This is a genomic window from Brevibacillus sp. IT-7CA2, assembly GCF_949767855.1.
GTDB lineage: Bacteria > Bacillota > Bacilli > Brevibacillales > Brevibacillaceae > Brevibacillus.
Genome location: NZ_CATKQT010000006.1, coordinates 58,541 through 84,513, shown reverse-complemented (window position 1 = coordinate 84,513; position 25,973 = coordinate 58,541). Strand labels below are relative to the sequence as shown.

The following is a 25,973-nucleotide window of genomic DNA, read 5'->3' as shown; positions in this document are numbered from 1 at the left end:
GCAAAGCAGGAGGTATTGTATCGACCGACCATCTACCAAAAAGGAACATGCGAACATTATTAGAAAAAGGGGGATGTTTTCATGAAGAAGAGAGTTCTCTCCGCAACCATGACCAGCCTAGTAGCGCTGGCCATGCTGATTGCTGGATGCTCTAGCACTACGACACAAGCGCCGGCAGAACAACCAAAGACAGAAACTCCGGCACCTGCAACTGAGCCTGCAAAAACTGGACCGAAGCAATTAATCGTCGGTCGCGGTGCAGACACAAAAGGGCTTGACCCAATCACGCAAACAGATGGTGAGACATTTAAGGTAACAGAGAACGTTATGGATACATTGATTGGCTTCGCGGATGGTTCAACAGAGCTTGCTCCATCGTTGGCTGATAAATGGGAAGTATCATCTGATGGTCTCGTTTATACGCTGACACTGAAATCAGGCGTGAAATTCCACGATGGAACGGATTTCAATGCAGAGGCGGTCAAATACAACTTTGAGCGCTGGAGCGACAAGAGCCATCCACAGCATTCACCAGAGGGCTTCGAGTATTACATCAGCCAATTCGGTGGATACAAAGGTGACGCGAATCACATTATCAAATCTGTGGAAGCAGTCGATCCAACCACTATAAAATTCACCTTGACTCGTCCATTGGCTCCATTCCTTGCTAACCTTGCGATGTCTCCTTTCGCGATTGGTTCTCCTGAAGCATTGAAAAAGGATGTTAAGAAATTCAATGAGCACCCAATCGGTACAGGGCCTTTCAAATTCGTAGAGTGGAAGCGCAACGACACGATCACGCTCGAGAAAAACCCTGATTACTGGAACCAAGGATATCCGAAGCTGGATAAATTGGTATTCAAGGTCATTCCGGAAAATACGGCACGTCTGACTGCTTTGGCATCTGGTGAGATCGACTTGATGGATGGTCTGAACACAGATGATATCCCAGCAGTAAAAGACAACAAAGACCTGCAACTATTCCTCCGTCCTACTAATAACATTGGTTACATTGGCTTTAACGTAGAGAAGAAGCCACTCGACAATCCAAAAGTTCGTGAAGCAATTGCCTACGCGATTAACAAACCTGAAATCGTAACGGCCTTCTTCGATGGCGTTGGAGAACCAGCAGTCAACCCAATGCCAAAGACCATGTGGGGACATAACAACGATATTAAAGATCGTGAGTTCAACCTCGATAAAGCAAAACAATTGCTTGCAGAAGCAGGACATCCAAACGGTTTCAAAATCAAGTTCTGGGCAATGCCAGTACCGCGTCCATACATGCCAGAAGGTGTGAAGATTGCTGAGGCAATCCAGCAAGACCTGAAGAAAATCGGGGTTGATGCTGAGATCGTGACGATGGAATGGGCAACGTATTTGGAAAAGACTCGCTTGGGTGAGCAAGAAATGTTCATGCTTGGTTGGACAGGTGACAATGGCGATCCTGACAACTTCCTGGCTGTGTTGCTAGACAAAAACAGCATCGGTAGCAACAACAATACACGCTGGGCAAACGAAGAAGCACATCAATTGATGATGAAAGCACAGTCCACTCCAGACCAAGCAGAGCGTGAAAAATTGTACAAACAAGTACAAGAGATCATCTTCAAAGACGTGCCAATGGTTCCACTTGCACACTCTACACCAGCATTGGCAGGAAAAGCGAATATCGTAGATTACAACCCGCATCCAAAAGGGACTGAAAGTTTGGAAAAGGTAGATTTCAAGTAAGCTGATTCATAGGTAAAAGGGTAAGAGGAGTGCATACCTCTTCTTACCCTTCTTTCATTATTTGGCGATTATTTTATGCAGGAAGGCGAGGAGATGGCATTGCTAGCTTACAGCATTCGAAGAATTTTAATGCTCATTCCTGTCTTAGTGGGCATGTCAATCATCGTTTTTTCCATTATTCGTGCCATCCCTGGTGATCCGGCTTTGACGATTTTGGGAGAAAAGGCAACACCACAAGCGATTGCAGACATACGAGAGGCATTGGGTTTGAATAATCCGTGGTACATACAGTATTTCGATTATATGAAAGATATTTTGAGTGGAAATCTTGGGGAATCGTTGCAAACGAATGCGCCGATCTCAGATGAAATTTTGCCTTATTTGGCGGCGACGACTGAACTTACGATTGTGAGTATGTTGATTGCGGTGTTTATCGGTGTAAATGCAGGGATTCTTTCTGCGTGGAAGCAAAACTCCTGGTTTGACTACTGTGCGATGTTGATCGCCTTGATTGGTGTATCCATGCCAATTTTCTGGCTAGGTTTGATGGAGCAGTGGGTGTTTGCCCAAGAGCTAAAATGGCTGCCATCAGTTGGTCGCGACGATTCGCGTAATCCCGTAGAGGCCATTACGCACTTTTATATACTGGATACGATGATCGCTGGTCAGTGGGATCAGCTATGGGAAGTCATCAAGCATTTGATCCTGCCAGGAATCGCGTTAGGTACGATCCCAATGGCGATCATTGCGCGTATCACTCGTTCGAGCATGTTGGAAGTCATGCGTGCCGACTATGTCAGAACCGCTCGTGCAAAAGGTCTGACACAGTTTTGGGTCGTGTACAAGCATGCGCTGAAAAATGCGATGATCCCTGTCTTGACGGTAATTGGTTTGCAAACCGGGTTGCTGCTAGGTGGAGCCGTTTTGACAGAGACGATCTTCGGATGGCCAGGTGTCGGTCGTTATATTGTGACCGCCATTGGAAACCGTGACTATCCTGTTATCCAATCCGGTATCCTTGTGATCGCGACGATTTTCGTCCTGATCAATCTCTTGGTCGACCTTCTGTACGCCTATATCGATCCACGCATCAAATATCGCTAAGGAGGGACGAAGAGACATGGCACAACCACAATTACAACCACAAGCACAGGTAGTACCTTTAAAAGTGAAGCAAGAAGAAGTAGTCTCTCCTTGGAAGGATGCATGGAGGGCGCTACGAAAAAACAAGCTGGCGCTGGTGGGCTTCGGGATTATTTTGTTTTTCATTGTTGTGGCGGTTTTAGCTCCATGGATTGCTCCGTATCCGTACGACGAAGGCCAGCTCGTAATGAAAAACAAGCCACCTTCCGAAGAGCATTGGTTTGGAACAGATTACAATGGTCGCGATGTGTTTAGTCGCGTTATTTATGGGGCACAAATCTCCTTGTGGGTAGGGACGTTCTCTGTCATTGGCTCCGTTCTCGCAGGGACCTTGCTCGGTCTTTTGGCAGGATACTATGGCAGATGGATCGATACGATCATTTCGCGTCTCTTTGATATTATGCTTGCCTTTCCAAGTATTCTTTTGGCGATTGCCGTTGTTGCCATCTTGGGGCCTTCTTTGCAAAACGCCTTGATTGCGATTGCGATTATTAACATTCCGACATTTGGTCGCTTGGTACGCGCCCGCGTATTGAGCTTGAAGGAAGAAGAATTCGTCATGGCCGCACGGGCAATCGGGATGAAAAATTCCCGGATTATCATGCAGCATATTTTGCCGAACAGCCTTGCACCAATCATTGTGACTGGGACGATGGGGATCGCCACAGCGATTATCGAAGCAGCTGCACTTGGCTTTCTCGGACTGGGAGCACAAGCGCCAGAACCGGAATGGGGAAAAATGCTTGCTGATTCACGTCAGTACATTCAGAAAGCACCATGGACTGTTATTTTTCCAGGGCTCTCTATCATGCTGACAGTTCTCGGCTTTAACTTAATCGGGGACGGCTTGCGCGATGCACTAGACCCGCGGATGAAGAGCTAGTCCAATCGCAAAAAGACAGAAGGGGGTGAAGGTGCCCGGCCTTCTGTCTTTTCTTGTTTTACCCTTCTTCTATGAAGGTGCGGCACAACTGATTGAAAGCAGGAGCAGCTTTCGTGATGACCTGATGCTTCACGTTAGGGATCATCTCGAGTTTTGCTTTTGGCAATTTCATGGTAAGCATCTGCGCATAATGGTGCATCCGTTGATCTTGTTCGCCATAGGCAAGTAAAATCGGAAGCTGGATGTTGCCCAGACGTTCCGTACATCGATAACGATGTCCGGCAGCGTAAAGGTATTTCAGGCTAGTAGGATCTGTTTTGGAGGCGTGCGCCGTCCATTTTTCACGCATTTCTGGGTCATTGACATGTGAGGAAGCAATCGAACGGGCAAGAAGAGGAACTCCGTAAAGCATCGACAACGCCTGCCCCATCCAAAATCGTCCATGTAAATACAGGTCATTCACTTCGGAAAAACCGCTCACGAGTATACCGCCTTGTGCATGATCAGGATAGCGAAGACAGTATTCAAGGGCGATAGAAGCACCTTGGGAGTACCCCAAAATAAAGGGACGTTCAATGCCGAGTGACGGGATCAGCTTATGGAGCTGTTCTGCCAGCTCCCCAATGGAAAAGGGCTTCTCCATCGGTGAACTGTCGCCGTGTCCGGGCAAATCAGGGACAATGAGCTGATATGTATCTGCGAGTGTTTGCTGATAAACAAAATTGAGAGAGCCGATGCATGGCGCATGGATACACAATAACGGCTTGCCTTTTCCCGATATGTGAAAAGCAAACTGCTTGCCATCCTGATGAACGAGTATTTGTTCCATTTTCGTTTTCACCCCACCCTTAGGTTGTCCGATACGAAGTAGATTTTTCAATTGAAGTCTTCTTTTTTTGATGGGGAAGTGGTATTCTCGCAATAGAATAATTGGTGAAAGCAGGGTGAAGAAGTTGTTTCAAGAGCGCATTTCGAAGCTCCACACGTTTTTGACAGAGCAAGAGCTGAACGCGGTGTTGATTACCTCTCCCAAGCACGTCTACTATTTGACCGGATTTTTTACAGACCCGCATGAACGTTTTATGGGTCTCGTTATTCCTGCTGAGGGAAAACCTTCTTTAATTGTACCTGCTCTTGATCGTGAGGCAGCGGCAGAGGCTTCGTTCGTTCAAGATATCCATACACATACGGATATCCAAAACCCGTATGAAATCCTCAAGCAAGTATTGCCAGCGAACTTGACGAAGCTCGGTATTGAGAAAAGTCATATGACTGTCGAGCGCTATGAAGCACTTGGACAAGTTGTTCTGGCGTCGAGCTATGTGGACGTGGAAGAGCCACTGCGTGAAATGCGTTTGATCAAATCCGCGGATGAAGTGGATCGTCTGAAGCATGCTGTTCAGTTGGTCGAGGATTCCTTGCGGGAGACCCTGAAAAAAGTCAAGACAGGCATAACCGAGACGGAAATCGTCGCTGAGCTGGAATTCCAGATGAAGCGCTTGGGTGCGGAAGGTCCATCCTTTACATCCATGGTATTGGCAGGGGAGAAGTCAGCACTGCCACACGGGAAACCAGGAACGCGCCAGGTTCAAGAAGGCGACTTGCTTTTGTTTGATATCGGGGTAGCAGCGAACGGATATGTATCCGATATTACCCGTACCTTTGCTGTAGGCGAGATCAGTGCCCAGCTACAAGAAATTTACGAGACGGTATTGGCTGCCAACGAAGCGGCAATTGCTGAGATTCGTCCGGGTGTGACCTTTGCGCATTTGGATAAAACCGCTCGCGATGTCATCACTGCAAAAGGCTACGGAGAATACTTCATGCACCGTCTGGGGCATGGACTTGGGATGGATGTACATGAATATCCGTCTGTTCACAGTCAGAACCAAGAAGTGCTTCGTCCAGGGATGGTCTTTACGATCGAGCCAGGCATCTATCTGCCAGGTGTAGGCGGAGTGCGGATTGAAGACGATGTATTGGTTACGGAAACGGGCGTTGAAATTCTCACGCAGTTCCCGAAAAAACTGACTTCTATCAACTAATGAATAAATCATAAAAATTGAATACGTATCGAATGGTGCTGGATGGCATATGCCGTCAGCTTAAAAGGGAAGTCCGGTGAGAAACCGGCGCGGTCCCGCCACTGTAACGAGGAGCGCCTAGCGTATAGCCACTGTTTTTTGCGAGACGAAAAATGGGAAGGTAGCTGGGTGTGTTGATCCGTAAGCCAGGAGACCTGCCATGCGATCATTTACAATCGACCCACGAGGATGGGGCAGATGTGGAAGCAGTCTATGAAAGGGCACTTTGTGCCTGCTTATAGCTACATCTACGTTTGTCATGCACCTCCCGATTGAAATGGGGGTGCTTTTTTTGTGGAGGATTTCGTTCAACCCATCATATACATACAGAAAAGGGGATTTCAGGTGTTTAAGGCAAACAAATCACATACAGTAATGAAAGGACTAGCTTTCGGTATCATGACAGCTGCCATGCTTTTGGTTTCGGCATGCGGCTCCACTACGACAACACAAGCTCCAGCCAAAACAGAACAAACAGCTGCTCCAGCAGCAGAAGGCAAGCCAGTAACACTAACCAATAATGGTATCGAAATGACTTATCCAACAGCACCTGAGCGTGCCGTGACATTGAACCAGCACGTCACCGAAATCATGCTGACATTGGGCCTTGCTGATAAAATGGTCGGAACCGCTTACCTAGACGATGAAATCCTTCCAGAGTTAAAAGCAGATTACGACAAGATTCCGGTACTGTCTGATAAGTATCCAACCAAAGAAGTGTTGATGGCAGCGAACCCAGACTTCGTGTACGCCGGATGGAAAAGTGGATTCGGAGAAAAAGGTGTAGGATCGATGCAGGATTTGGAAAAGCTCGGCATCAAATCTTACCTGCAAGCGTCATCTAGCATGCCTGGCCCGACAATCGACGATGTGTTTGCAGACATTACGAATATTGGACGCATTTTCCGTGTGGAAGACAAAGCCAATGATTTGATCAATAAAATGAAGAGTGAAATGGACCAAACGCTTAGTAAAATTGGCAAGGTGGACGAGCCACTTAACGTGTTCGTGTACGACAACGGGGAAGATAAACCATTCACAGCAGCTAACAACTACATGACGTCCTTAATCAAGACTGCTGGCGGTAAGAACATTTTTGATGACATTCAAAAGGGTTGGGCAGAGGTTAGTTGGGAACAAGTAGTGAGTCGCAATCCAGACGTGATTATTATCGTAGACTACGGTGATAGAACCGTTGAGCAAAAACGTAATTTCCTTTTGTCCAAAAAAGAACTGGCGGATATCCCGGCGATTAAAAATCAACGACTAATGGTATTGCCATTGTCTGCGGCTTCTGAAGGCGTTCGAGCACCGATTGCGCTGAAAATTTTGGCGGAAGGACTCTACCCGGATAAATTCAAATAGAGTACGCCCCTTTTAAGGGAGGGAATAGCACTGCAACAGATCAAGTTACCTTATATCATCATTACTCTACTGGTCGGACTCTTCCTCTCCATTACGTTCGCAGTTACCTTGGGATCAGTGGAGATTAAGCCGACAACGGTATGGAAAATCGCCTTATCAAAAATTCCGATGTTGACCCAGTGGATTGAGGCGGATTGGTCCAAAGGGGAGCAAACGATTATTTGGGATATTCGCTTTCCGCGTGTACTTTTGGGGGCGATCGTCGGCGCAGGTCTGTCTGTCGTGGGAGTAGCGATCCAGTCGTTGGTTCGCAACTCCCTGGCTGACCCGTATGTGTTAGGAGTATCTTCAGGTGCTTCGGTTGGAGCTACCTCGGTGATTATATTCGGAGCATTCAGCATGTATGGGCAGTATGCGCTATCTTTTGGCGCTTTTACAGGCTCCCTTGTGTCAATCATTCTTATTTTTACGCTATCCCGTATTGGAGGACAAAACTCGACGGTACGCCTGCTTATGGCTGGAATTGCGATATCTGCGATCTTGTCGGCCATTACCAGTCTCCTTGTTTTTTCAGCGCCGAATGAGCATGGAATTGGGACGGTCCTGTTTTGGTTAAGTGGTAGTTTGGCAGGCGGGAAATGGGAGTACCTGACGATCCCTACATTGATTGTCGTCATCTGTCTCATCATTTTAATGGCCCAATACCGCTCGCTCAATGCGATGCTGATGGGCGAGGAGTCAGCTGGGACATTGGGGGTTAATACGGTACAATTCCGCAAGCTTCTCCTCGTGATCACCGCACTTCTCACGGGGGTGATCGTGTCCATCGCGGGATCAATCGGTTTTGTTGGATTAATGATGCCCCACATCGTCCGTGTGATGGTCGGATCAGATCACAGACGTGTTCTTCCTGTCAGCGCTTTATTTGGCGCGATATTTCTCATCTGGGTTGATGTAGTCGCCAGGCTCGCATTTGCACCGGAAGAGCTGCCGATTGGTATTTTGACAGCGCTGTGTGGAGGTCCATTCTTTATCTGGTTGATGTTGCGGAGTTCTTATTCCTTTGGAGGTAGCGGACGATGAATTTGTTGGTTGAGAATATATCGGTCGAGCTGGAAAAAAAGGGAATCCTTCGAAACGTCAGTCTAGAGGTACGCTCCGGAGAGTTTGTGGGGCTGATCGGGCCGAATGGCAGCGGGAAGTCCACGTTGCTAAAAAGCATTTATCGTGTATTGAAGCCACGTTCGGGATGGATCTCGCTTAATGGCGATGACGTGTATAAGTTAACCTCGCGTCAAAACGCTCAGCGAATGGCGGCAGTACGGCAGGAGACCTCTGTTGAATTCGATTTTTCGGTAACCGAAATCGTGAATATGGGACGTGCCCCGCATAAGCGACTATTTCAGTCCGATAACGCAGAAGACGTTCAAATTTGTGAAGAAGCACTACAGCGGGTAGGGATGCATACATACGCTGATCGCAGTTTTTTCAGTCTATCGGGTGGGGAGAAGCAGCGGGTGCTGATTGCCAGAGCTTTGGTGCAGCAAGCCCAGTTTCTTGTCCTTGATGAACCGACGAATCATTTGGATGTTCGATATCAGTTGCAGGTGATGGATCTGGTCAAAAATCTTGGGATTACGGTCTTGTCCTCGTTGCATGATCTCAATATCGCTGCAATGTACTGTGATCGGCTGTACGTAATCTGTGAAGGGGAAATCGTTACATCGGGGACGCCAGAGGAAGTCTTGACACCCAATCTGATACGGGATGTTTTCGGAGTAGAGACAGAAGTGACGACGCATCCTATTACAGGCAAAAAACATGTGTATTTCTACTCGGAAGCGATCCGTGTGAAGCCATCTATCCAGAAGGTAATGAGTGGGGCCAACTGATAGGGTCAAGTTGCTTATCTTTGATTTTCATACGAGGGGATGCCTAGTCGGCGTCCTTTTTTGTTAAGCGGACGGCTTATGGTTTTCAAATAAATTTTTTATCATACAAAAAATTGTTGAAGATGAATTTACAGAATAGTATGTTTAAAGAAAGGAATGAAAATGATGATGAGGTGATGGCCTTATGTCCAAAGTGGAACAACGATTAAAAGAGTTAGGGTTTGAGTTGCCGCCAGTTCCTCCAACCATGGCGAATTATGTGTCATGTGTACAGACTGGCAATGTCATTTATACATCTGGTGCGGGGTGCTACGTAAATGGGAGCCCGATGTATCTGGGCAGGTTGGGAGAGGATGTGACGATCGAGCAGGGCTATGAGGCTGCAAAGGTCACGGCTCTTAATCTGCTAGCAATTTTGAAAAGCGAGATTGGTGATTTGGATCGAATCACACGAATTGTTAAGCTGTTCGCACTCGTCAGCAGCGCCCCTGATTTCTACGAGCAGCCGCGGGTGATTAATGGAGCTTCTGATTTTCTCATCGAAATTTTTGGTGAAGTGGGCAAGCATGCGAGAGCAGCAGCTGGGACATCTGTTCTTCCGTTTAACAACCCAATCGAAATTGAGATGATTGTGGAAGTGAACGAGGGGTAAGATGAAAAACGTACATCCGATATTAGCAAGCTACATTCCGGTAGTAGAGGGACTGGCACGTACATTTGGCGAGCATTGTGAAGTGGTATTACATGATCTGACAGGCGATATTTCCTCATCGATCATTGCCATTTCCAACGGCCATGTCAGTGGCAGGCAGATCGGTTCACCGGTAACGAATCTGGCACTGCAAGCTTTACGTACGGCGAAGGTCAGTGAAGAAGCTTTTGACCTCAACTACCGCAACGATACCATCAAAGGTAAACAGATCAAATCGAGCTCCATTTACATCAAGGATGAACAAGGAGAAGTCATTGGCAGTCTGTGCATCAATCTTGATATCACTCATCTCGCAATGGCGCAATCATTCATCGAATCGATGATGGTGATCCAAGACAATCGTGAGGCAGAAAAAGCGGAAGAGAGCTTCGCTCCGACTGTCGGGACTTTAATGGAGCAAATGATAGAGGACTGCCTGAAACGGACAGGCAAACCAATCGCCCTGATGCAAAAAGAAGAGAAAATTCAATTTATCCACCAGTTGGATGAAATGGGTCTCTTTTTGATCAAAGGAGCCGTGCAATACGTCGCGGATTTGTTGGATATATCCAAATTCACGGTTTACAACTATCTCGATAAGAAAAATCCATAGAACAAGATGGGAGATGACCCGTATGACGGAAGTAACGAGAGAACAGGCGCGCAAATTTCATGACGGTGTTCACGTTCTAGATGGGCATTTTGATCTGCTGATGGATGTGGAGATTCAGCGTGGATACGGTCGAACCAAAATGATCGAGACGGAGTATTTGCCACGGTTCCAGAAGGGTGGCGTGCATTCCATCGTGGCAGCCGTGTTCGTAGAGGATGCGTTTGTACCAGAGATGAGTCTGCGAAAGGCGCTCAACCAGATCAGCGCTCTGCACGCAGAGGCGGTAGAGTCTCCCGAGCACATCGTCATCGCCAAAAATCTGGATGATTTGCAACGGGCAAGAGTAGAGCAAAAAGTATCGTTCATCCTGTCGTTGGAAGGGGCAGAGCCGCTACATAACGACTTGAGTCTCTTGCGTGTCTTTTATGAGCTCGGAGTACGGATGATGGGGCTGGTTTGGAGTCGGCGCAACTTCGTTGGAGATGGCAGCTTTTTTGCACCGGTGCGCGAAGGGAAAAAAGGGGGCATCACCGATTTCGGTGTTCGTCTCATCGAGGAAGCGGAAAAGCTGGGCATCGTCATCGATGTGAGCCATTTGAATGACGAAGGGTTCTGGGACGTGATGGAAATCGCTGAAAAGCCAGTGATTGCCTCTCATTCCAACAGCCGAACAGTCGTGCCGACGATGCGCAATTTGACAGATGAGCAGATCAAAGCGATTGCGGAAAAGGATGGGCTTGTCGGGCTGAATGCGTTTAGCATGTTCACAGCCACTAACAGCGCTGACGCAACTATCGAGAGACTGATTGATCATGTTGACTATATGAAAAAGCTTGTCGGTGCAAGGCACATCGGTATTGGCTTAGACCTGTGCGATGATTTGACGAAATATTTGCCCTTGGACAAGATTGCCAAAACCAAAGAAATGCCATTTGATGTAGTGAAAGGCCATGCGTCACTTCCGGAAATTACGCGTGAGCTGATGAAGCGCGGGTACGCGGATGCAGAGATCGAAGGAATCTTGGGTGGTAATTTCCTCAGAGTGTATCAGGAAGTCTGGAAGTAGATCAGATAACAGGAGGAATGACGGATGGCACAGACTGGGCACAAACAAGCTTCATTTGGCTATTATCAATCTGGCATCAAGGTAGCTGATATACGCTTTGAGGATGGGGAAGTTTGGCATCTGGGCACAGGTTGGGATACGGGTGGTGCGGCTGAAGGTCTGTTTGCACAACTGGCTGAAGGGGAAGCAGCCTACGAGTTGCCTCTCCTCACCCTGGCACAAAAGCTGCTCGAATGGGAGCAAATCGACTGGGAGAGCGAACAAGTCGTGTTTCCGGAAAGCGGAGGGCACTACCAACGCCACCTATCCATCGAAGGAACAGGTCCCGCAGGGCAAAAGCAAGCGTGGATATGGGCGGTGCGCGAAGCAGCGCAGCCGATTGACTTGATCATTTGTGAGAACGAAGTCATCGCTTTTGTGCTGACAGGTCGTGGCGATAGCGTTGTATTGGCTAAAACAGGGTGGGAGGATTTGACGCCGCTCACGATGTGGCAGGACCCTCAGTTGTCCGAAGTTAACTACGGTGTACATCATTTGGGTAGGCATGATGTAGAGATGAGAGATGGCATTCGTCTGGCGACCGAGATTTGGCTACCCGCAGGTTTGACGGAAGGACAGCGAGTTCCAACGATTTTCATGCGCACTCCCTATGGACGAATGGATGCCATTTTTCGCCGATTGCCCTTTGTAGCTCGCGGATATGCGCTGGTTGTTCAGGATACGCGCGGACGTGAAGATTCAGAGGGAGAGTGGATTCCGCTCGTTCACGAGCGAAATGATGGAGACGACAGCCTCAACTGGATCGCGAGTCAGGAGTGGTCGAATGGCAACATCGGGATGCTCGGCGGCTCCTATGTGGGCTATGTGCAGTGGGCTGCGGCCGCAAGCGGAAATCCACATCTGAAGGCGGTTTTCAGCTACGTGACAGTAGGGACACCTTACGTGGACATCCCACGCAAAGGGGGAACGATTCTTGGTGGTCTGTCATGGATTTTCATGATGGCGGAAAAGCGGCGAAATGTTGCGGCTCTCTCTCGGGATGACTGGAGTGAGGTCATCAAGGTGCGCCCGATCAAGGAAATCCCGCAAAAAGTGCTGGGGAAAGAAATCCCGTTTTGGACAAAGTGGATGGAACATCCGGACGGAGACGAGTTTTGGGCTATGTCAGACTGGAAACGGCATGCGGATCAGGTGAAGGTACCTGCACTTCTCGTATCAGGCTGGTATGACGACAACGGGATGGGTACGAGCGAATCGTGGGAGGTTGTCGCCCAAAATGTGCCAGGGCACGCCAGACTCATCTTGGGGCCGTGGTATCACAAGGCGAATACGACACGAGAAATCCATCATGTGCCCTTTGGAAACAACGCAATCCGCTACGATCTGGATGTGACACAGCTCCGCTGGTTTGACCGTTATTTAAAAGGAGTAGAAAATGGCGTCGATCAAGAGCAGCGTGTTGAGTACTACATGGTGGGAGAAAACGAATGGAAGACCTCGCAGACTTGGCCGCCAGAGGAGACGACGCTGACGAATCTGTATCTGAGCAGTGGGGGAAACGCCAATACGAGCAGCGGAGATGGAACACTGACCCTGTCTATCCCAGGTGAACAGGCGGTGGATACATATAGCTATGATCCGCTAGACGCAGCACCGTATCTGCTGGATTTGTCCGAGAATGAAAACAGCGTTCCGGAAAACTATCGTGATGTGGAAGAACGGGCAGATGTCCTTGTCTACACATCAGAGCAATTGGAAGAGGAAGTCGTCATCGCGGGAGAAATCTCAGCTATTATCTATGCATCCAGCTCAGCGCGTGATACAGATTGGCTGGTCCGGCTGTGTGATGTAGATGAGGAAGGCAATTCGATTCGTCTATCGGACGGGATTATTTGCGCACGCTACCGCCACTCATTCGAGGAGCCCGAGCTACTTGTTCCTGGGCAAATCGAATGCTATGAGATTCGCATGACCAAGATCGCCAATGTCTTCCGAAAAGGTCACCGCATACGCGTCTCGGTTACTTCTGGCGCCGAGAACTTCTCATTTCCCAATCCGAATACAGGCAACGATCTGGCAACGGAAACCGAGACTGTCATCGCCTCGCAACGTGTCTATCATGACAGCCAGTATCCGAGTCATATCAAGCTCCCTCTCTTGCGTTCTGGGGGAAGCAAGCAATCTTCAGGAGGTATCTAAAGCATTATGACTATTTACAGTTGCAGAATATGCAAGTTCCGTTACGACGAGTGGCTAGGTGATACGAAAAATGGCGTCCCGCCCGGGGTGCCTTTTCCTCATTTAGCAGGTTCTGTGTGTACCGAATGCGGGATGGACGAGGAAGGTCGGCACTTGCCGCTTCCTGAAACCAAGTACACAAACGTAGAAGCTACGTATTACGATCAATTTGCCGGGAAAGCCAGCATCGCTTTTTATCGAAACTGGTTGCTGGGGGAAGCCGAGCAATCACCAGTATCCGTGCTGGAGCTGGGTGTTGGAACAGGGAGAATTGCCATTGAACTGGCACGGAATGACTTGTCAGTCTGCGGGATAGATTGGAGCCCGGATATGCTGGAGATGGCCTCCAAAAAGAAACGGCGCATGTTAAAAGGGAAAGAAGAACTGCTAGAGCTGGTAGAACAAAATATGTGGGAGCTGGAGCTTGATCGGCAATTTACGCATGTACTTCTTCCAGAAGGGATTTTTCAGCAGGCTACCTGTAGAGACAAGCAACGTCAATTGCTTTCGGTCATCCATGATTACATAACGGAGGACGGAACCTTGGCAATTGACTTACACCTGCCGCCAGTAAAAAATCAATGGACAACGATGCAACGCAAATTCGTTTTCCCGGACCGTATGGTATATCAAAAGGTAGAGGGTGAAACCTCGCTCTTGGATCAAAAGTTCCGCTACACGCTTACTTATGAGACTTTTCTTGATCAGATTGAGCAGCCGAGGTATCGTGTAGAGCGCGAGATGGCACTGCTTTTGCCTACAGAGCTTGAGCTGTTATTGGAAGGATCAGGCTTTCACGTCACTTATAGCAAAGAGAATGTATTCCACAAGCAAGACTTCGAGTCGATTCAAGCGGACGAGGGTTATGATATGGATCGTTGGCAGCATGGAGGGTATCCATTCGCTGAACCTGTCGGGACACCGGGTGGAGCTACTCGCTGGACGATTTTGGCGAAAAAAATATCTTCCTCCACTTTGTAACAAAACGTCTGCTGCTGCATCTAACCAGTATGAATGCGAGTGAAGGAGGTCGCGCCCTTGGAAAAATTGCAGCCAACGACAGATGCTGCGTTTGAACAAATCATGAGGGAATATGGGACCCGCGTGCTTCGACTCGTCGCTTTTCTGGTCAAAGATCGTAGCTTGGCAGAGGATATTACCCAAGATGTATTCGTTAAGGTGTATCGGCATCTTCCCCGCTTTCGGCAGGAGAGCAGTGTGCACACGTGGTTGTATCGAATCGCGGTTAATGAGTGCAAAGGTTATTTGCGTTCTTGGTCGTTTCGCCATATCCTTCCCCGCTCGTGGATTAGACAGGATGGGGAGCTTTCTACAGAAAGTCTTGTGCTCGATCAAGCCGAGAGGGACCAGCTCGTAGCAGAAGTGTTGCAGCTTCCTCCGCTCTATCGCCAAGTGATTGCCCTTCATTACTATGCGGATTTATCCATCGGAGAGGTGGCTGAGGTGCTAGGAGTAACGGAAGGAACAGTCAGAACTCGGTTGCATAGGGCCAGACAGCATCTTCGGCAGAGTATGGGAGAGGGGAGGGACTGGGAATGGACGAAAACCGATGGCTCACGGACTTAAAGGAACGGGCAGATCAGACCATTTTTCGTGATGTACAGTTCACTGCATCGATGGAAGAACGAGTGCGGCAGAGGGTGAGGCCTGGGACTGGGTGGATGACTGGCTGGAGGAAGCTAGCCTTGCCGGGCGTTGTGCTGACTATGGGCTTGCTATTGTGGTTCGGGCTCCCCATTCAGGAGGAGAGACAATCTGCACAGCATGAGGGGAGACCTTCACAACAAGAGACACAAGTACCCTCCTTGTTGCCAGGGGGCCAAATCGTCGAAGCGGATTTGTGGAAGTTGTCGCCTTCTTTGTCTTCCACTTACGACAATCAGTCCTTTTCTTATTTGGGAGAAAAGCCTGTCCGCATCATGACAGATCAGGACGGTTTCTACGAAGGGCAGACGCAGCGCGTGATATGGCTGTTGAATGGGGACTATGCACAAAAAGTAGAGATCACTGCTTACAACACCGATGGGACCCGTCTGTCATTGGACAGCTACGAGGTTATGGACCCGTTATACGATGCAGATGGTCATTTTCCATCAGGGATCGTGTTGCCTGAACCGGGAAAATGGAAGCTGGAAGTAAGATCGGGAGGCAAACATCTCGGACAAGTTTTTGTCGAGGTGAAAAAAGGGATAGCACCTGCGAACCGTCAACTGGTTGAGCCTATCATTCAGCAGTATTTGGAGACGGAAAGTGATGAGCTGGTGTGGCTGGGAAAACATCGCGAGATTAACGTCGAGCTCCTCGGAGTGGAAGCGCCAGATGCTGCGAAGCGAACCGTATACGCTTGGGTAAAAATAGCGGGTAGCAATTCTTCCGCGCTCAGTGCACCGATGGTCTTTCAAATCGTCTACAATGGAAAAGATTATCGGGTAACCGACTTCGAAATGCCCGAGGACGGCAGCAACTACCAGAGCAGCTTGCAAAAACTATTTCCACCTAAAGTGCTGGAACTAGTTCACAATCGATCAAAAACAAAGTAAGAATGACAAAACGGACCTTTGCCGAAAAGAAGGCCCGTTTTTTGCTTTTCATGTCTATCCGTATATTTGAGCACCTATCGCCCAGTACGTCCCAGCACGGCGTGGCAGGCTTTCAGCATTCGCAACCATCACTGGCGGATGGGAAACCTGTGTGAAGCCGTGTTGCTCCAAATAAGTGTGAAACGCTGATTGCTCATCCGGTACGTCTATCCGCACACGTCCGGTATGATGTTGTGTCAGCTTGTACAGAATGTGTTCAGCCATGCTGGCATTTTCTGCGACAATCGGCCCCGCGATAAGATTGACCGGGCCTTGAACGGCGAAGCCATATCCGATAATCTTGCCGGAGCGATTTTTAGCTACCAGACAGGTAGTAGCTTGTCTCATGCGTGTCTCGAGAAAATGAGTGCGTCTGCTACCCAGTGCTGCTTTATCCAATTCAACCACGCTCGAGAGATCGTCCAACTCCATTGGTACAATTTTAAACTCATCATTGGCTTCGTTTTCCAGTGATGCTTCAGGCACAAAGCGGTCAGCTATAAACTTTCGAATACGGTCCACTGTCTGGAACCCGAGGTTTTTGTACATTAGCTCTCCTTCTGGAGTCGCAATAAGCATAATCGTTGTATCGGTAGAAACAGAAGTCATGCACGCCTGCATGAGTTGGCGACCAAATCCTTTGCCTTGTGACGAGGGATGGACGATCACCATACCAATGCTGGCAAGCTCGTCATCGTACGGGATGATAGCCGCACTTGAAAGTAGGGTGCCACTCGCATCTTTGTGACCGAATACGGTACCGATAGACAGAATTGTGCGAATTTCCGATTCGTCGTAATCCCAGCCCACGGAATCAGATAAGGCAATGAGTCCGGGAATATCCGATACCGTCAAGCAATGCAAGCAAGAGTCAACGCTGTTCACTTTGATCATTCTCCGTTTCTCTCTTTGTGTTCATGGCGGTAAAGCCTAATAGATTAGTTAATGCTTTCGCCGTTTTTATACGAGTAGCTGCAAGGCGCGTTTCGGCTCCATGCTCATACAAAGGATCGCTCCACGCGAACCCGTCATGATGAAATCGTGGGATGACATGCATATGAAAATGAGTCAGCTCGTTGAAAGCACCGCCGTTTTGACAAATGGTAACTCCAACCACCCCATGCTATTTACCACTTTAGCACAGGAAAAGTTTGGATACGAGAAAAAGGAGGCAAATGCCTGATTCTCTTTGGTTGCTCTTTATATCATCGGTTTGTTATAATTACTGTTAGTGTATTTTTTGCGAGGCGCAATCTGAACGTTTGAATGGATTCGCGTGGGAGGGAACGAACAACACATGGATCGTCGTGAAAGACAAAAAAGGATACGAAATTTTTCCATCATCGCCCACATTGACCATGGAAAGTCAACGCTGGCAGACCGCATTTTGGAGCTGACCGGTGCTTTGACTGCACGTGAGATGGAAGCCCAGTTTCTTGACACGATGGAGCTGGAAAAAGAGCGCGGGATTACGATTAAGCTGAATGCCGTGCGTTTGAACTATAAAGCAGATGACGGTGAGGAATACATTCTCCACCTGATTGACACTCCTGGACACGTCGACTTTACGTATGAAGTATCCCGCAGTTTGGCTGCCTGTGAAGGGGCTATCCTGGTCGTGGATGCGGCACAAGGGATCGAGGCCCAGACTTTGGCTAACGTGTATTTAGCGTTGGACAGCAACCTGGAGATCATTCCAGTTGTGAACAAGATCGACCTGCCGAGTGCAGAGCCTGAGCGCGTGAAGCAAGAGGTTGAGGACGTGATCGGTCTGGATGCCAGCGATGCGGTTCTGACTTCTGCCAAAGCGGGTATCGGGATTAAAGAAGTACTGGAAGCCGTTGTGCAAAAAGTACCTGCTCCAGAGGGAGACCCGGATGCACCTCTCCAAGCTTTGATTTTCGACTCCTATTTTGATGCGTATCGTGGCGTTATTGCCTCCATCCGTGTCATCAACGGAACCTTGAAAAAGGGTATGAAGATCAAGATGATGGCGACTGGCAAGTCGTTTGAGGTAACCGAAATTGGTACATCTACTCCACGCCAAACGCAAGTAGAAGAATTGACGGTTGGAGATGTAGGCTACGTAGCTGCTTCCATTAAAACAGTGGGAGATACCAGTGTGGGGGATACCATTACAGATGCGAGTCGCCCTGCTTCTGAACCGCTACCTGGTTACCGCAAGATCAACCCGATGGTTTTCTGCGGTTTGTACCCAATCGAAACAAACGAGTACAACGATCTGCGCGATGCATTGGAAAAGCTCCAGCTAAACGATGCGTCTCTGCAGTTTGAACCGGAGACTTCCCAAGCACTTGGCTTTGGTTTCCGTTGCGGTTTCTTGGGACTTCTGCACATGGAGATCATCCAGGAGCGGATCGAACGGGAATTCAACATTAATTTGATTACCACAGCGCCGAGCGTTATTTACCGCATTACCAAAACGAACGGCGAAGTATTCGAAATCGACAACCCGTCCAAAATGCCGGAAGCGCAAAAGATCGAAATGGTCGAGGAGCCTTACGTTACGGCGACAGTCATGGTGCCGAAAGAATACGTCGGTGATGTTATGCAGTTGTGCCAAGGTAAACGCGGTGAGTTTCTTGACATGCAGTATATGGGTGAGACCCGTGTGCAGCTGAAGTACGACATGCCTTTGTCGGAGATCGTTTACGATTTCTTTGACATGCTGAAGTCGGGGACAAAAGGCTATGCATCCTTTGACTACGAGCTAGCTGGGTACAAGGCTTCCAAGTTGGTGAAAATGGATATTCTCCTCAACAGCGAAGTGGTGGATGCTCTGTCGTTTATCGTACACAAAGACACGGCTTATCCTCGTGGAAAAGTCATCTGCGAAAAACTGAAAGAACTGATTCCACGTCAGCAATTCGAGGTACCGATTCAAGCGACCATCGGACAAAAGGTTGTCGCTCGTGAAACGATCAGTGCGTTGCGTAAAAACGTTCTTGCTAAATGTTACGGTGGGGACATCTCGCGTAAGCGCAAGTTGCTCGAAAAGCAAAAAGAAGGAAAGAAGCGCATGAAGTCTGTCGGTTCCGTAGAGGTACCACAAGAGGCGTTTATGGCTGTATTGCGCATGGATGATAAGAAGTAGCAGCTCTCCCCCCACCAAAAAGCCACCAATGGGCGAAATGGTGGGGGATTTATTTTTTTTTCATACATAAGTTACTCGAAGGTTAACGGCATGAAATGGGATATAAAATGCGACGACGTAGGCAGAATTTTCAAATCTGCTTCTGTCGTCTTTCTTTTTGGCATATTCCGTTCTGGTGACATGAAAACTCGACCTTGGGGAGGATCGAGTGATCACCAAGGATGTGGTGGATGTGGATGATTGGTTACAGGTGGTATCGCTGGTGGATGTGGATTGATTGGGGGCAGTGGTACAGGAGTTGGGGGATGAGGGACTTCATTCGATGGCGGGAATTCTGGATTCGGTAAGTTACAATCTGGTGGACAGTTAGAACTAAGTTGGGAATCATTATTGGTTGGTGACAATCAGAACTACCTGACAATCGGGATTAAAAAGTGGCTGTAAAGACATATTTGGACAACTCCTTTCGACCTAATGTTACTCATTTTTTAAAAATATTTCAATCTTCAATTAAGGAGTTGATGTGAAGTGAAATGTCAGCATTATTGTGACGAATTGCTGCGTTACAAAAAAATAAGCCGCCCATAATGGACGGCATAGCGTTTGGTGTTGCCCCTGAGTTTCTTATGTTAACCCGTGCTTCCAATTACACTAACTCTCCACAAGCCACCAGGGACAACAAGGTAATCAATGCGCTCATAAGCACCATTCCTTTCTTTGGTAAAAGAGAGAAGATGTTTGCAATTGAAGCTCCGAGCAAACCTGAATAAAAGTTTGCGAGGAACCAGTTGCTTTGCATTAGAGCCGCAAGGCAGGAGAGTGCTGGAATCGAACCAACGCCGGTGGCAACCTTGTACTAGTTAAATAATAAAACAGTTTCAAATAATTTGCAAGAAAGGGTGAACCTCCAATGCACGACATCGAACTTGATATATCATTCGGCAAGCATCGTGCGGACACGAATTGGAAGCCGGAATACCTGACGTGGGTAGAGTTCGTTGACCGTCTGCGAAAGGTGCGCCGGACGTCTGAGACGATGGCTCAGTACAACAAGATGCACAACATTGACCGTGGCAAGATTAAAGACGGGCCTGCTTTTGTGGGCGGGCTTGTCCGGGGCTGTCGTCGGAAAAAAGAGAACGTCGACACTCGCAGCCTGATACATTGGACGTCGATCATGCCAACGAGGACTTTCTGTTCACTATGGAGCTCGTGCTTGGTGGTTCAGCTTATGTTGTCTACTCCACACACAGCCACCGACCCAAAAAGCCAAAGTACCGTTTGATCGTGCAATGAGCCCGGACGAATACGCTGCCGTGAGTCGCAAGCTGGCAGAGCAAATTGGCTTAGCAGACTTCGACAAGACGACATTTGATGTCCACCGTTTGATGTATCTACCGTCGTGTTCCATAGATGCTGAACCAGTATTAGAAGTTTACGAGGGCGATCCTGTTAATGTAGATGCCGTGCTGGCTCAATACGACGATTGTGTGATCACCACTCTGTGAAGATGATAAGGCACAGGGACAGACGGCAAAGCGGATGGAAGACCCGCGATCAAAGCAAGGCGTTATAGGGGCATTTTGCCGATGCTATTCGATCAGCGAGGCGATAGCAACCTTTCTGCCAGACGCATACGAACCAGCGGATGACAGCTTGTCTCGCTTTACCTTTGTTGGCTCCAGAGTTATAGTGGGCTGGTCGTATATGGCGAAGATACCTTTGCCATATACGACCAGCCCACCATGAAAGTGACCCGTGTAGTGGTCGAGAGATAAACGCTTTTGACCTTGTAAGGCTACACAAGTTCGGCAAGCTGGATGACAAGGCCAGTGAAAAAACCAATGTGAGTAAGCTTCCGAGTTTTACAGCTATGACCGCATTTGCCACACAGGATACGCAAGTGAAACGTGAGGGCTTGGCGGAGCTATCGGACGATTTTGCTGGAACAGAGGCAGAACGACAAGGAGCCGGAGGTTGATTGGATAGGAAAGCTGAAAACTCATGAGAAGACCGGACTTCTGTTGCCAACGGCCAAGAAAGCGGAGACATCATCCTGAGCCATGGCCCATTTAAAGGCGTGCTGGCATACTACGCTTTCGGTAATACGGAGGTCATCCGAAAGGTATTACCCTGGCGAGGACGGGAACGGCCATATGAAGACTATGAGCCATGGCTTGGTGCCGATGACCGTAGGCTTGAACACTGATTCGGCAAAACGTATGAAATCAAGTCAGGTACAACATTGAAAAATGCTTTTACGGAGGTGGCGCATATCAACCGTTTTCATCCGATTATCGAATATTTGGAGGCGTAGAAGTGGGACGGAGTATCGCGTCTTGACCGGATTTTTGTGGAGTACCTCGGGTCTGCTGATACGCCGTATGTGCGCGAAGTGACCCGCAAAATGATGATTGCAGCCGTTAAGCGCTTGTATGAACCTGGGTGCAAATTCGATTTTATGCTGGTTTTGGTTGGCCCCCAAGGATTCGGTAAAGCACGATCATTCAAATCCTGGCGCTGCGCTGGTTCAGTGACTCATTGAAAACCTTTGACACCAAAGAGGCAGGAGAGCATCTACAGTCGGCATGGGTGTTTGAGTTCGGGGAATTGGCCGGAATGTACAAAACAGAGGTAGACGAGATCAAGCAGTTCATTACCAAGCGCAGCGATAAATACCGGGTTGCCTATGATCGTGTTATTGCGGATTTCCCGCGAAAGTGCGTGTTTTTCGGAACGACAAATAACTGGAACTTCTTGAAGGACCCGACCGGGAATAGACGCTTCTGGCCCGTTAACGTGGAGCCGGACAAGCGGACAAAAAGCGTCTTCGCCGATTTGACTGAGTATGAAATTGGCCAGATATGGGCGGAGGCTTTACAGGCATACAAATCTGGTGAGGAGCTTGTCCTATCACCGGAGTTGACCGCGAGGCTGGACGCATTCAAGGGCTTCACTTGGAGGATGACCCGCGTGTAGAACGGCGCATTTCGCAGCTTATGATTTGCGAGAAACCGCAGGCATCCTGAAATAATGAAGTAGGTTTTCTATAACCAGATTAAAGAAAGATAAATATTTATCAAGCAGTCTTTGTCAACAGCCCCCAATCATTAGTTTTTGTCTTTTCTTGTAGGAAAATAGTGCTATAATATGTAAAACTGTGTATTTACACCAGATTGGAGGCTGTGCCAGTTGACCAAAGAATCTACTCCAAATGATGTAACATTAGCGGAACCGATTGAACAAGAAGTTGAAGCGCACAGTGAAGACAACAAGGTAAGTGAACAGGAGAAGAAAAAGTTTGAAAAACGAGAAAAAGAAAGGAAACACCTTGTTTCGAAACTGGCACAAGGTAATATGGATCATCTTCTTACGCGGGTTGCTTCCGTATTAAACCATTACCAGGAAACTCGGAATTCAGATATCACTTTACAAACTCGGTACTGGGAAGTATTCCAGAGTGATATATACAACGGGTCAGTAATTGATCCAAAAGATATGTATAAGCTTGAGAGGCTCACATCAATTGCAAGAGCCCGAGCAAAAATCCAAAACGAATTCAAAATGTTCTTAGCTGACGAAGAAGTTCAAGTATCTCGTCGCAGTAGACAAGAAACAGAAAAAGAAATGCAATTAGCAACAAAACCGGAAATTCCGCTTATTTCAATGTACTGTGATGAAAGTGGAAAAACAGGCAATTTTGCTATTGTCGGAAGTCTTTGGGTTATCAATAAGGCAAGGCAAACACAAGTAAGGGACCATTTCTCAAAATGGAAAACCGAGAAAGGTCTTTCTGCAAAAGATGAATTTCATTTTACAGAAATGAAAAAGCATCAATTAGACTTGTATAAGGAGTTCTTCGATGAGGTGATAAAGAACTCTGACGCACTAGGCTTTAAAGCTGTTGTTGTAGATAAAACGAAAATAAAAAGACCGATTGATGAGATAATAATGGACTTGCATTACCAAGTTGTCCATCAAGGCATTGAACATGAAGTAAGTAATGGCCGTCTTGCTTTGCCGCGAATCGTAAACTTCTTCAAGGATGAAGAAGATGGTCAAGAAGCATTATATGAAACAAAACTAAAGCAACATTTGCATTCCCAGTTTCGATTGGCATTCGATGATCAGCTAACCCTTGACCTCTTTAACTCGGTTCCCTCATTCCAAAACGTATACATCCAGATGGCAGACCTGTACACTGGATGTATTTCACGGGTACTAAACCATCCAAAGCAAGGTGAGGGAAATCATAAAGACCACTTTGCAGAATACGTTTTAGAGTTATTGCGGCTGGATTTGGGAGCTAAGAATGATCAATCTCAAGACTTCGCAATGGTACATTTCTTCGAATAAATTGTATGATTCAGACCTGGCTTACGACAAGCCAGGTTTTTTTATTTGCACGTTGCTACTTCCTATAAAAACAGGAACAAATGTTCTGGTTTCAGAGGCGAACGAAGTGGTTTGGGAGATACAACGTGCTATAACATAACAGAAAAACATCCAAATCATTTACCTGGGTAGCCAGGGCCAAACAACGAAACAACTCTTGCTTACACTGGGGATTTTAGAGGATCGGCTGAAAGCTTATTGTTTAACCCGGAGAGCGCCAAGGGTTTTTGCCATCGAAAACATCATTGCTGTTGAACTGGTGGTGACCGAAGCGGGCTGTCTGATATCGAGCGAAAAATCTTGCGTGTAATCGCCAATTATTCGGCTGGTCGGCGCAGGACTCCAACTGTGGATGAATTGTGCATCCAAGACGGGACGGAATCGTGGAGGGATTATGACTGTGTTGGAGGTTCTAGCTAAAGAGGATTACATTGAAGGGCAGCGTTCTGAACCTGACACCATGGCCGTTCTTGAAGCATGGGAGAGAAAGGAGCCGGGTAGATGGCAAACAAGTCCGCTGTCAATGAGGTTTGTATTGCCGGAACAACGGGAATTGTATCTACAGATGAAAGAGGATGAGAAACTGATCTCTGTGCCAGATATAGAGCAGGATGAGTTGGAATCCTTTCATTATATTATCCGGGATTCCGCTCGAGAGGATTACGCAATTACAGTAACAGGGTGGGGCCTGTAAAAAGCGGGATCGGAAACACCTGTAGCATGTGGGTAGTAGTGGAATGGAGTGATCAGCAAGGCGGGCGGATTAAACTAGTAAATGATGAAGATAGCAAGTGGATTCTATTGATGGAATTACAAAAGTAAATGCATGAAGTAATTGAAAAAATCAGAATTTTATAATCATTTAATAGTGGTCGAAATTTGAATAAGACGCCTTATTAAATTACCAAACAAGCCACCCAATAGAATGAGAAAGAACTTATAATAGTTAAAAGTATCTATATTTACTATAACATTACAATTAAAAAGACTGATACATTCAATAGGGGGATAATGTGACCAATCAGAAAATAAAAAATGTAAACCAAGAAACCTTTAGAGAGTTAATCTCAAAGTACAGTGAAATGTACGACAGAAATCAGGAAGAATTTTGGGTTATGCGCGCACATTACATATATAAGAAAGAAACCAATTTTGAACTCGATATTTCATTTTTAATGAGTGGATTGTTGACCACAGTAAGTAATCTGGCAGGCTGGTTTGTTACTGCTACTATATTGGCATTTGGATGGTCTGTTAATGTTTCAAAAGACTATAAGATGATAAATGAAGCTTATAAACTTATAATGGACAACTCAGTAAGGATTGCTTTTTCTATTCTGATAATGGTAGGGATACTAACACTAATTGGATGGGGACTCTATAAGCGTGCCCCTCAAAGGAAATATGAAAAAGAAATTGGCCCCCATCTAGTAGCTTTTGACCAAGTGCTTGAGTTAAAAAAAGTACAGAAGAAAAACACGGAAGAGGTAGTAAAAAAAGATGAGCAAATTAGTCATGAAACAACATTAACTAGTGAACATAGTAAAGGCGCCAGTTAAGTGTGCCGGAGCTCGTTGCAAGTTGACGATTTGTTGACGAACTGTTGACCAAACTCGTCAACTTGCATACTGCTCGATATGGTTTCGATGTGGGTAGAGCGGAAACACCATGAGTACCGGAGCTGGTTCGGGCGGTTCGGGGGCAAGATACACTCTCAACAGTCACCTGTTGGTTTTTTATACCGTGTCCTTGTGACTGTTCGAGGCCGGTAGGAAGAGTGCGTCTACAATGTGCATCATTTAAAAACTGAATGTTAGGTAAGGCTTACGATTTTCTATACAGTGCAAAGCAGCAGGCGAACGGGCGTGCATAAACTGAACAGAGGGATTATAGCAGCAAACAACCCGCCTCATTTTTCTGGGCGGGTTGTTTTTATTCCTTCATTAATCTATCTATCTATATATATATATATATAGTATAGCTGAAAATATCTGTCCACCCTACAGCCACCGTTTCTGGTGGATAGATGACGGATTGACTCGATATGCAAAAATACACTATGATGTTGAAGCCTTCACAAATTCTTGTCACATCAACGTTTACAGAATACGCTTCGATTTGATACGATGCATTATGATGCGTTGGGTCAACAAG

At 47.3% G+C, this 25,973-nt stretch carries 25 protein-coding genes, 1 pseudogene and 1 riboswitch; of the genes and pseudogenes, 24 read left to right on the top strand and 2 right to left on the bottom strand.

Annotated features, from left to right (window positions below):
- Positions 1 to 81: 81 nt before the first annotated feature.
- The 3 genes from ACM6JA_RS04175 (at position 82) to ACM6JA_RS04165 (ending at position 3,760) form a co-directional block, all read left to right on the top strand.
- The gene (locus ACM6JA_RS04175) at positions 82 to 1,734 is read left to right on the top strand and encodes an ABC transporter substrate-binding protein (protein WP_414851321.1); all 1,653 of its coding nucleotides are present in this window, start codon (positions 82 to 84) and stop codon (positions 1,732 to 1,734) included.
- 93 nt (positions 1,735 to 1,827) lie between these two features.
- Positions 1,828 to 2,838, top strand: coding sequence for an ABC transporter permease (locus tag ACM6JA_RS04170; protein ID WP_414851320.1), 1,011 nt, complete (start codon positions 1,828 to 1,830; stop codon positions 2,836 to 2,838).
- Positions 2,839 to 2,854: 16 nt separating this feature from the next.
- Positions 2,855 to 3,760, top strand: a complete 906-nt coding sequence (locus ACM6JA_RS04165; RefSeq protein ID WP_414851319.1) for an ABC transporter permease — start codon at positions 2,855 to 2,857, stop codon at positions 3,758 to 3,760.
- A 58-nt stretch (positions 3,761 to 3,818) separates the two neighbouring features.
- On the opposite strand, the gene ACM6JA_RS04160 is transcribed toward ACM6JA_RS04165, so the two are convergent.
- Positions 3,819 to 4,589, bottom strand: coding sequence for an alpha/beta fold hydrolase (locus ACM6JA_RS04160; RefSeq protein WP_414851318.1), 771 nt, complete (start codon positions 4,587 to 4,589; stop codon positions 3,819 to 3,821).
- Between the two features lie 124 nt (positions 4,590 to 4,713).
- Here ACM6JA_RS04160 and ACM6JA_RS04155 point away from each other — a divergent pair, with 124 nt between their 5' ends.
- The 11 genes from ACM6JA_RS04155 to ACM6JA_RS04105 all read left to right on the top strand — a co-directional run bounded on the left by ACM6JA_RS04155 (position 4,714) and on the right by ACM6JA_RS04105 (position 16,270).
- The gene (locus ACM6JA_RS04155; RefSeq protein WP_414851359.1) at positions 4,714 to 5,805 is read left to right on the top strand and encodes a M24 family metallopeptidase; all 1,092 of its coding nucleotides are present in this window, start codon (positions 4,714 to 4,716) and stop codon (positions 5,803 to 5,805) included.
- Between the two features lie 16 nt (positions 5,806 to 5,821).
- Positions 5,822 to 6,022: riboswitch (cobalamin riboswitch) on the top strand.
- 197 nt (positions 6,023 to 6,219) lie between these two features.
- Positions 6,220 to 7,209: an ABC transporter substrate-binding protein gene (locus ACM6JA_RS04150; RefSeq protein ID WP_414851317.1), complete on the top strand. Its 990-nt coding sequence runs from the start codon at positions 6,220 to 6,222 to the stop codon at positions 7,207 to 7,209.
- Positions 7,210 to 7,278: 69 nt separating this feature from the next.
- On the top strand, positions 7,279 to 8,292 hold the full coding sequence (locus ACM6JA_RS04145; protein ID WP_414851358.1) for a FecCD family ABC transporter permease: 1,014 nt from the start codon (positions 7,279 to 7,281) through the stop codon (positions 8,290 to 8,292).
- Positions 8,289 to 9,101, top strand: a complete 813-nt coding sequence (locus ACM6JA_RS04140) for a heme ABC transporter ATP-binding protein (RefSeq protein WP_414851316.1) — start codon at positions 8,289 to 8,291, stop codon at positions 9,099 to 9,101. The genes ACM6JA_RS04145 and ACM6JA_RS04140 overlap by 4 nt, the downstream gene beginning before the upstream one ends.
- A 184-nt stretch (positions 9,102 to 9,285) precedes the next feature.
- Entirely contained in the window at positions 9,286 to 9,753 is a 468-nt protein-coding gene (locus ACM6JA_RS04135; RefSeq protein ID WP_414851315.1) for a RidA family protein, read from the top strand.
- 1 nt (position 9,754) lies between these two features.
- Complete coding sequence (locus ACM6JA_RS04130; protein WP_414851314.1) at positions 9,755 to 10,405, top strand: helix-turn-helix transcriptional regulator; 651 nt, start codon at positions 9,755 to 9,757, stop codon at positions 10,403 to 10,405.
- 22 nt (positions 10,406 to 10,427) lie between these two features.
- Positions 10,428 to 11,471, top strand: coding sequence for a dipeptidase (locus tag ACM6JA_RS04125; RefSeq protein ID WP_414851313.1), 1,044 nt, complete (start codon positions 10,428 to 10,430; stop codon positions 11,469 to 11,471).
- A 24-nt stretch (positions 11,472 to 11,495) separates the two neighbouring features.
- The gene (locus ACM6JA_RS04120) at positions 11,496 to 13,670 is read left to right on the top strand and encodes a CocE/NonD family hydrolase (protein WP_414851312.1); all 2,175 of its coding nucleotides are present in this window, start codon (positions 11,496 to 11,498) and stop codon (positions 13,668 to 13,670) included.
- A 6-nt stretch (positions 13,671 to 13,676) separates the two neighbouring features.
- Positions 13,677 to 14,690 carry a methyltransferase domain-containing protein gene (locus ACM6JA_RS04115; RefSeq protein WP_414851311.1) on the top strand — a complete coding sequence of 338 codons (1,014 nt, stop codon included), beginning with the start codon at positions 13,677 to 13,679 and terminating at the stop codon, positions 14,688 to 14,690.
- A 57-nt stretch (positions 14,691 to 14,747) separates the two neighbouring features.
- Positions 14,748 to 15,296 carry a sigma-70 family RNA polymerase sigma factor gene (locus ACM6JA_RS04110; RefSeq protein WP_414851310.1) on the top strand — a complete coding sequence of 183 codons (549 nt, stop codon included), beginning with the start codon at positions 14,748 to 14,750 and terminating at the stop codon, positions 15,294 to 15,296.
- Complete coding sequence (locus ACM6JA_RS04105; RefSeq protein WP_414851309.1) at positions 15,266 to 16,270, top strand: hypothetical protein; 1,005 nt, start codon at positions 15,266 to 15,268, stop codon at positions 16,268 to 16,270. Before ACM6JA_RS04110 ends, ACM6JA_RS04105 begins: the two co-directional genes overlap by 31 nt.
- Before the next feature lie 54 nt (positions 16,271 to 16,324).
- Here ACM6JA_RS04105 and ACM6JA_RS04100 read toward each other — a convergent pair whose 3' ends face one another.
- Entirely contained in the window at positions 16,325 to 17,203 is an 879-nt protein-coding gene (locus ACM6JA_RS04100) for a GNAT family N-acetyltransferase (protein WP_414851308.1), read from the bottom strand.
- A 136-nt stretch (positions 17,204 to 17,339) separates the two neighbouring features.
- Here ACM6JA_RS04100 and ACM6JA_RS04095 point away from each other — a divergent pair, with 136 nt between their 5' ends.
- From ACM6JA_RS04095 to ACM6JA_RS04050, 10 genes and pseudogenes are all read left to right on the top strand, one after another.
- Complete coding sequence (locus tag ACM6JA_RS04095; protein WP_414851307.1) at positions 17,340 to 17,492, top strand: hypothetical protein; 153 nt, start codon at positions 17,340 to 17,342, stop codon at positions 17,490 to 17,492.
- A gap of 114 nt (positions 17,493 to 17,606) precedes the next feature.
- Positions 17,607 to 19,424 (top strand): translation elongation factor 4, encoded by a 1,818-nt coding sequence (lepA, locus tag ACM6JA_RS04090; RefSeq protein ID WP_007727695.1) that lies wholly within the window; start codon positions 17,607 to 17,609, stop codon positions 19,422 to 19,424.
- Positions 19,425 to 20,011: 587 nt separating this feature from the next.
- Positions 20,012 to 20,194 carry a hypothetical protein gene (locus ACM6JA_RS04085; protein ID WP_414851306.1) on the top strand — a complete coding sequence of 61 codons (183 nt, stop codon included), beginning with the start codon at positions 20,012 to 20,014 and terminating at the stop codon, positions 20,192 to 20,194.
- A 394-nt stretch (positions 20,195 to 20,588) separates the two neighbouring features.
- Positions 20,589 to 20,720: a hypothetical protein gene (locus ACM6JA_RS04080; RefSeq protein ID WP_414851305.1), complete on the top strand. Its 132-nt coding sequence runs from the start codon at positions 20,589 to 20,591 to the stop codon at positions 20,718 to 20,720.
- Positions 20,717 to 20,932: a hypothetical protein gene (locus ACM6JA_RS04075; RefSeq protein ID WP_414851304.1), complete on the top strand. Its 216-nt coding sequence runs from the start codon at positions 20,717 to 20,719 to the stop codon at positions 20,930 to 20,932. The genes ACM6JA_RS04080 and ACM6JA_RS04075 overlap by 4 nt, the downstream gene beginning before the upstream one ends.
- Positions 20,933 to 20,966: 34 nt before the next feature.
- Positions 20,967 to 21,173, top strand: coding sequence for a hypothetical protein (locus ACM6JA_RS04070; RefSeq protein WP_414851303.1), 207 nt, complete (start codon positions 20,967 to 20,969; stop codon positions 21,171 to 21,173).
- A 604-nt stretch (positions 21,174 to 21,777) separates the two neighbouring features.
- Positions 21,778 to 22,403, top strand: a pseudogene (locus ACM6JA_RS04065) (virulence-associated E family protein).
- A gap of 213 nt (positions 22,404 to 22,616) precedes the next feature.
- Entirely contained in the window at positions 22,617 to 23,780 is a 1,164-nt protein-coding gene (locus ACM6JA_RS04060; RefSeq protein WP_414851302.1) for a DUF3800 domain-containing protein, read from the top strand.
- A 433-nt stretch (positions 23,781 to 24,213) separates the two neighbouring features.
- Positions 24,214 to 24,513, top strand: a complete 300-nt coding sequence (locus tag ACM6JA_RS04055) for a YolD-like family protein (protein WP_238543351.1) — start codon at positions 24,214 to 24,216, stop codon at positions 24,511 to 24,513.
- A gap of 319 nt (positions 24,514 to 24,832) precedes the next feature.
- On the top strand, positions 24,833 to 25,378 hold the full coding sequence (locus ACM6JA_RS04050) for a hypothetical protein (RefSeq protein WP_007727684.1): 546 nt from the start codon (positions 24,833 to 24,835) through the stop codon (positions 25,376 to 25,378).
- Positions 25,379 to 25,973: the final 595 nt, after the last annotated feature.

What these genes read in the sequence shown, in the direction of transcription:
- ACM6JA_RS04150 (WP_414851317.1), top strand. Translation starts at nt 6,220, where the DNA reads ATGAAAGGACTAGCTTTCGGTATCATGACAGCTGCCATGCTTTTGGTT.
- ACM6JA_RS04095 (WP_414851307.1), top strand. Translation starts at nt 17,340, where the DNA reads ATGATGAAATCGTGGGATGACATGCATATGAAAATGAGTCAGCTCGTT.
- ACM6JA_RS04115 (WP_414851311.1), top strand. Translation starts at nt 13,677, where the DNA reads ATGACTATTTACAGTTGCAGAATATGCAAGTTCCGTTACGACGAGTGG.
- ACM6JA_RS04130 (WP_414851314.1), top strand. Translation starts at nt 9,755, where the DNA reads ATGAAAAACGTACATCCGATATTAGCAAGCTACATTCCGGTAGTAGAG.
- ACM6JA_RS04160 (WP_414851318.1), bottom strand. Translation starts at nt 4,589, where the DNA reads ATGGAACAAATACTCGTTCATCAGGATGGCAAGCAGTTTGCTTTTCAC.
- ACM6JA_RS04085 (WP_414851306.1), top strand. Translation starts at nt 20,012, where the DNA reads ATGGACGGCATAGCGTTTGGTGTTGCCCCTGAGTTTCTTATGTTAACC.
- ACM6JA_RS04055 (WP_238543351.1), top strand. Translation starts at nt 24,214, where the DNA reads ATGACTGTGTTGGAGGTTCTAGCTAAAGAGGATTACATTGAAGGGCAG.
- ACM6JA_RS04075 (WP_414851304.1), top strand. Translation starts at nt 20,717, where the DNA reads ATGAGCCCGGACGAATACGCTGCCGTGAGTCGCAAGCTGGCAGAGCAA.
- ACM6JA_RS04170 (WP_414851320.1), top strand. Translation starts at nt 1,828, where the DNA reads ATGGCATTGCTAGCTTACAGCATTCGAAGAATTTTAATGCTCATTCCT.
- ACM6JA_RS04140 (WP_414851316.1), top strand. Translation starts at nt 8,289, where the DNA reads ATGAATTTGTTGGTTGAGAATATATCGGTCGAGCTGGAAAAAAAGGGA.
- ACM6JA_RS04100 (WP_414851308.1), bottom strand. Translation starts at nt 17,203, where the DNA reads ATGATCAAAGTGAACAGCGTTGACTCTTGCTTGCATTGCTTGACGGTA.
- ACM6JA_RS04105 (WP_414851309.1), top strand. Translation starts at nt 15,266, where the DNA reads ATGGACGAAAACCGATGGCTCACGGACTTAAAGGAACGGGCAGATCAG.
- ACM6JA_RS04120 (WP_414851312.1), top strand. Translation starts at nt 11,496, where the DNA reads ATGGCACAGACTGGGCACAAACAAGCTTCATTTGGCTATTATCAATCT.
- lepA (WP_007727695.1), top strand. Translation starts at nt 17,607, where the DNA reads ATGGATCGTCGTGAAAGACAAAAAAGGATACGAAATTTTTCCATCATC.
- ACM6JA_RS04070 (WP_414851303.1), top strand. Translation starts at nt 20,967, where the DNA reads ATGGAAGACCCGCGATCAAAGCAAGGCGTTATAGGGGCATTTTGCCGA.
- ACM6JA_RS04165 (WP_414851319.1), top strand. Translation starts at nt 2,855, where the DNA reads ATGGCACAACCACAATTACAACCACAAGCACAGGTAGTACCTTTAAAA.
- ACM6JA_RS04135 (WP_414851315.1), top strand. Translation starts at nt 9,286, where the DNA reads ATGTCCAAAGTGGAACAACGATTAAAAGAGTTAGGGTTTGAGTTGCCG.
- ACM6JA_RS04175 (WP_414851321.1), top strand. Translation starts at nt 82, where the DNA reads ATGAAGAAGAGAGTTCTCTCCGCAACCATGACCAGCCTAGTAGCGCTG.
- ACM6JA_RS04125 (WP_414851313.1), top strand. Translation starts at nt 10,428, where the DNA reads ATGACGGAAGTAACGAGAGAACAGGCGCGCAAATTTCATGACGGTGTT.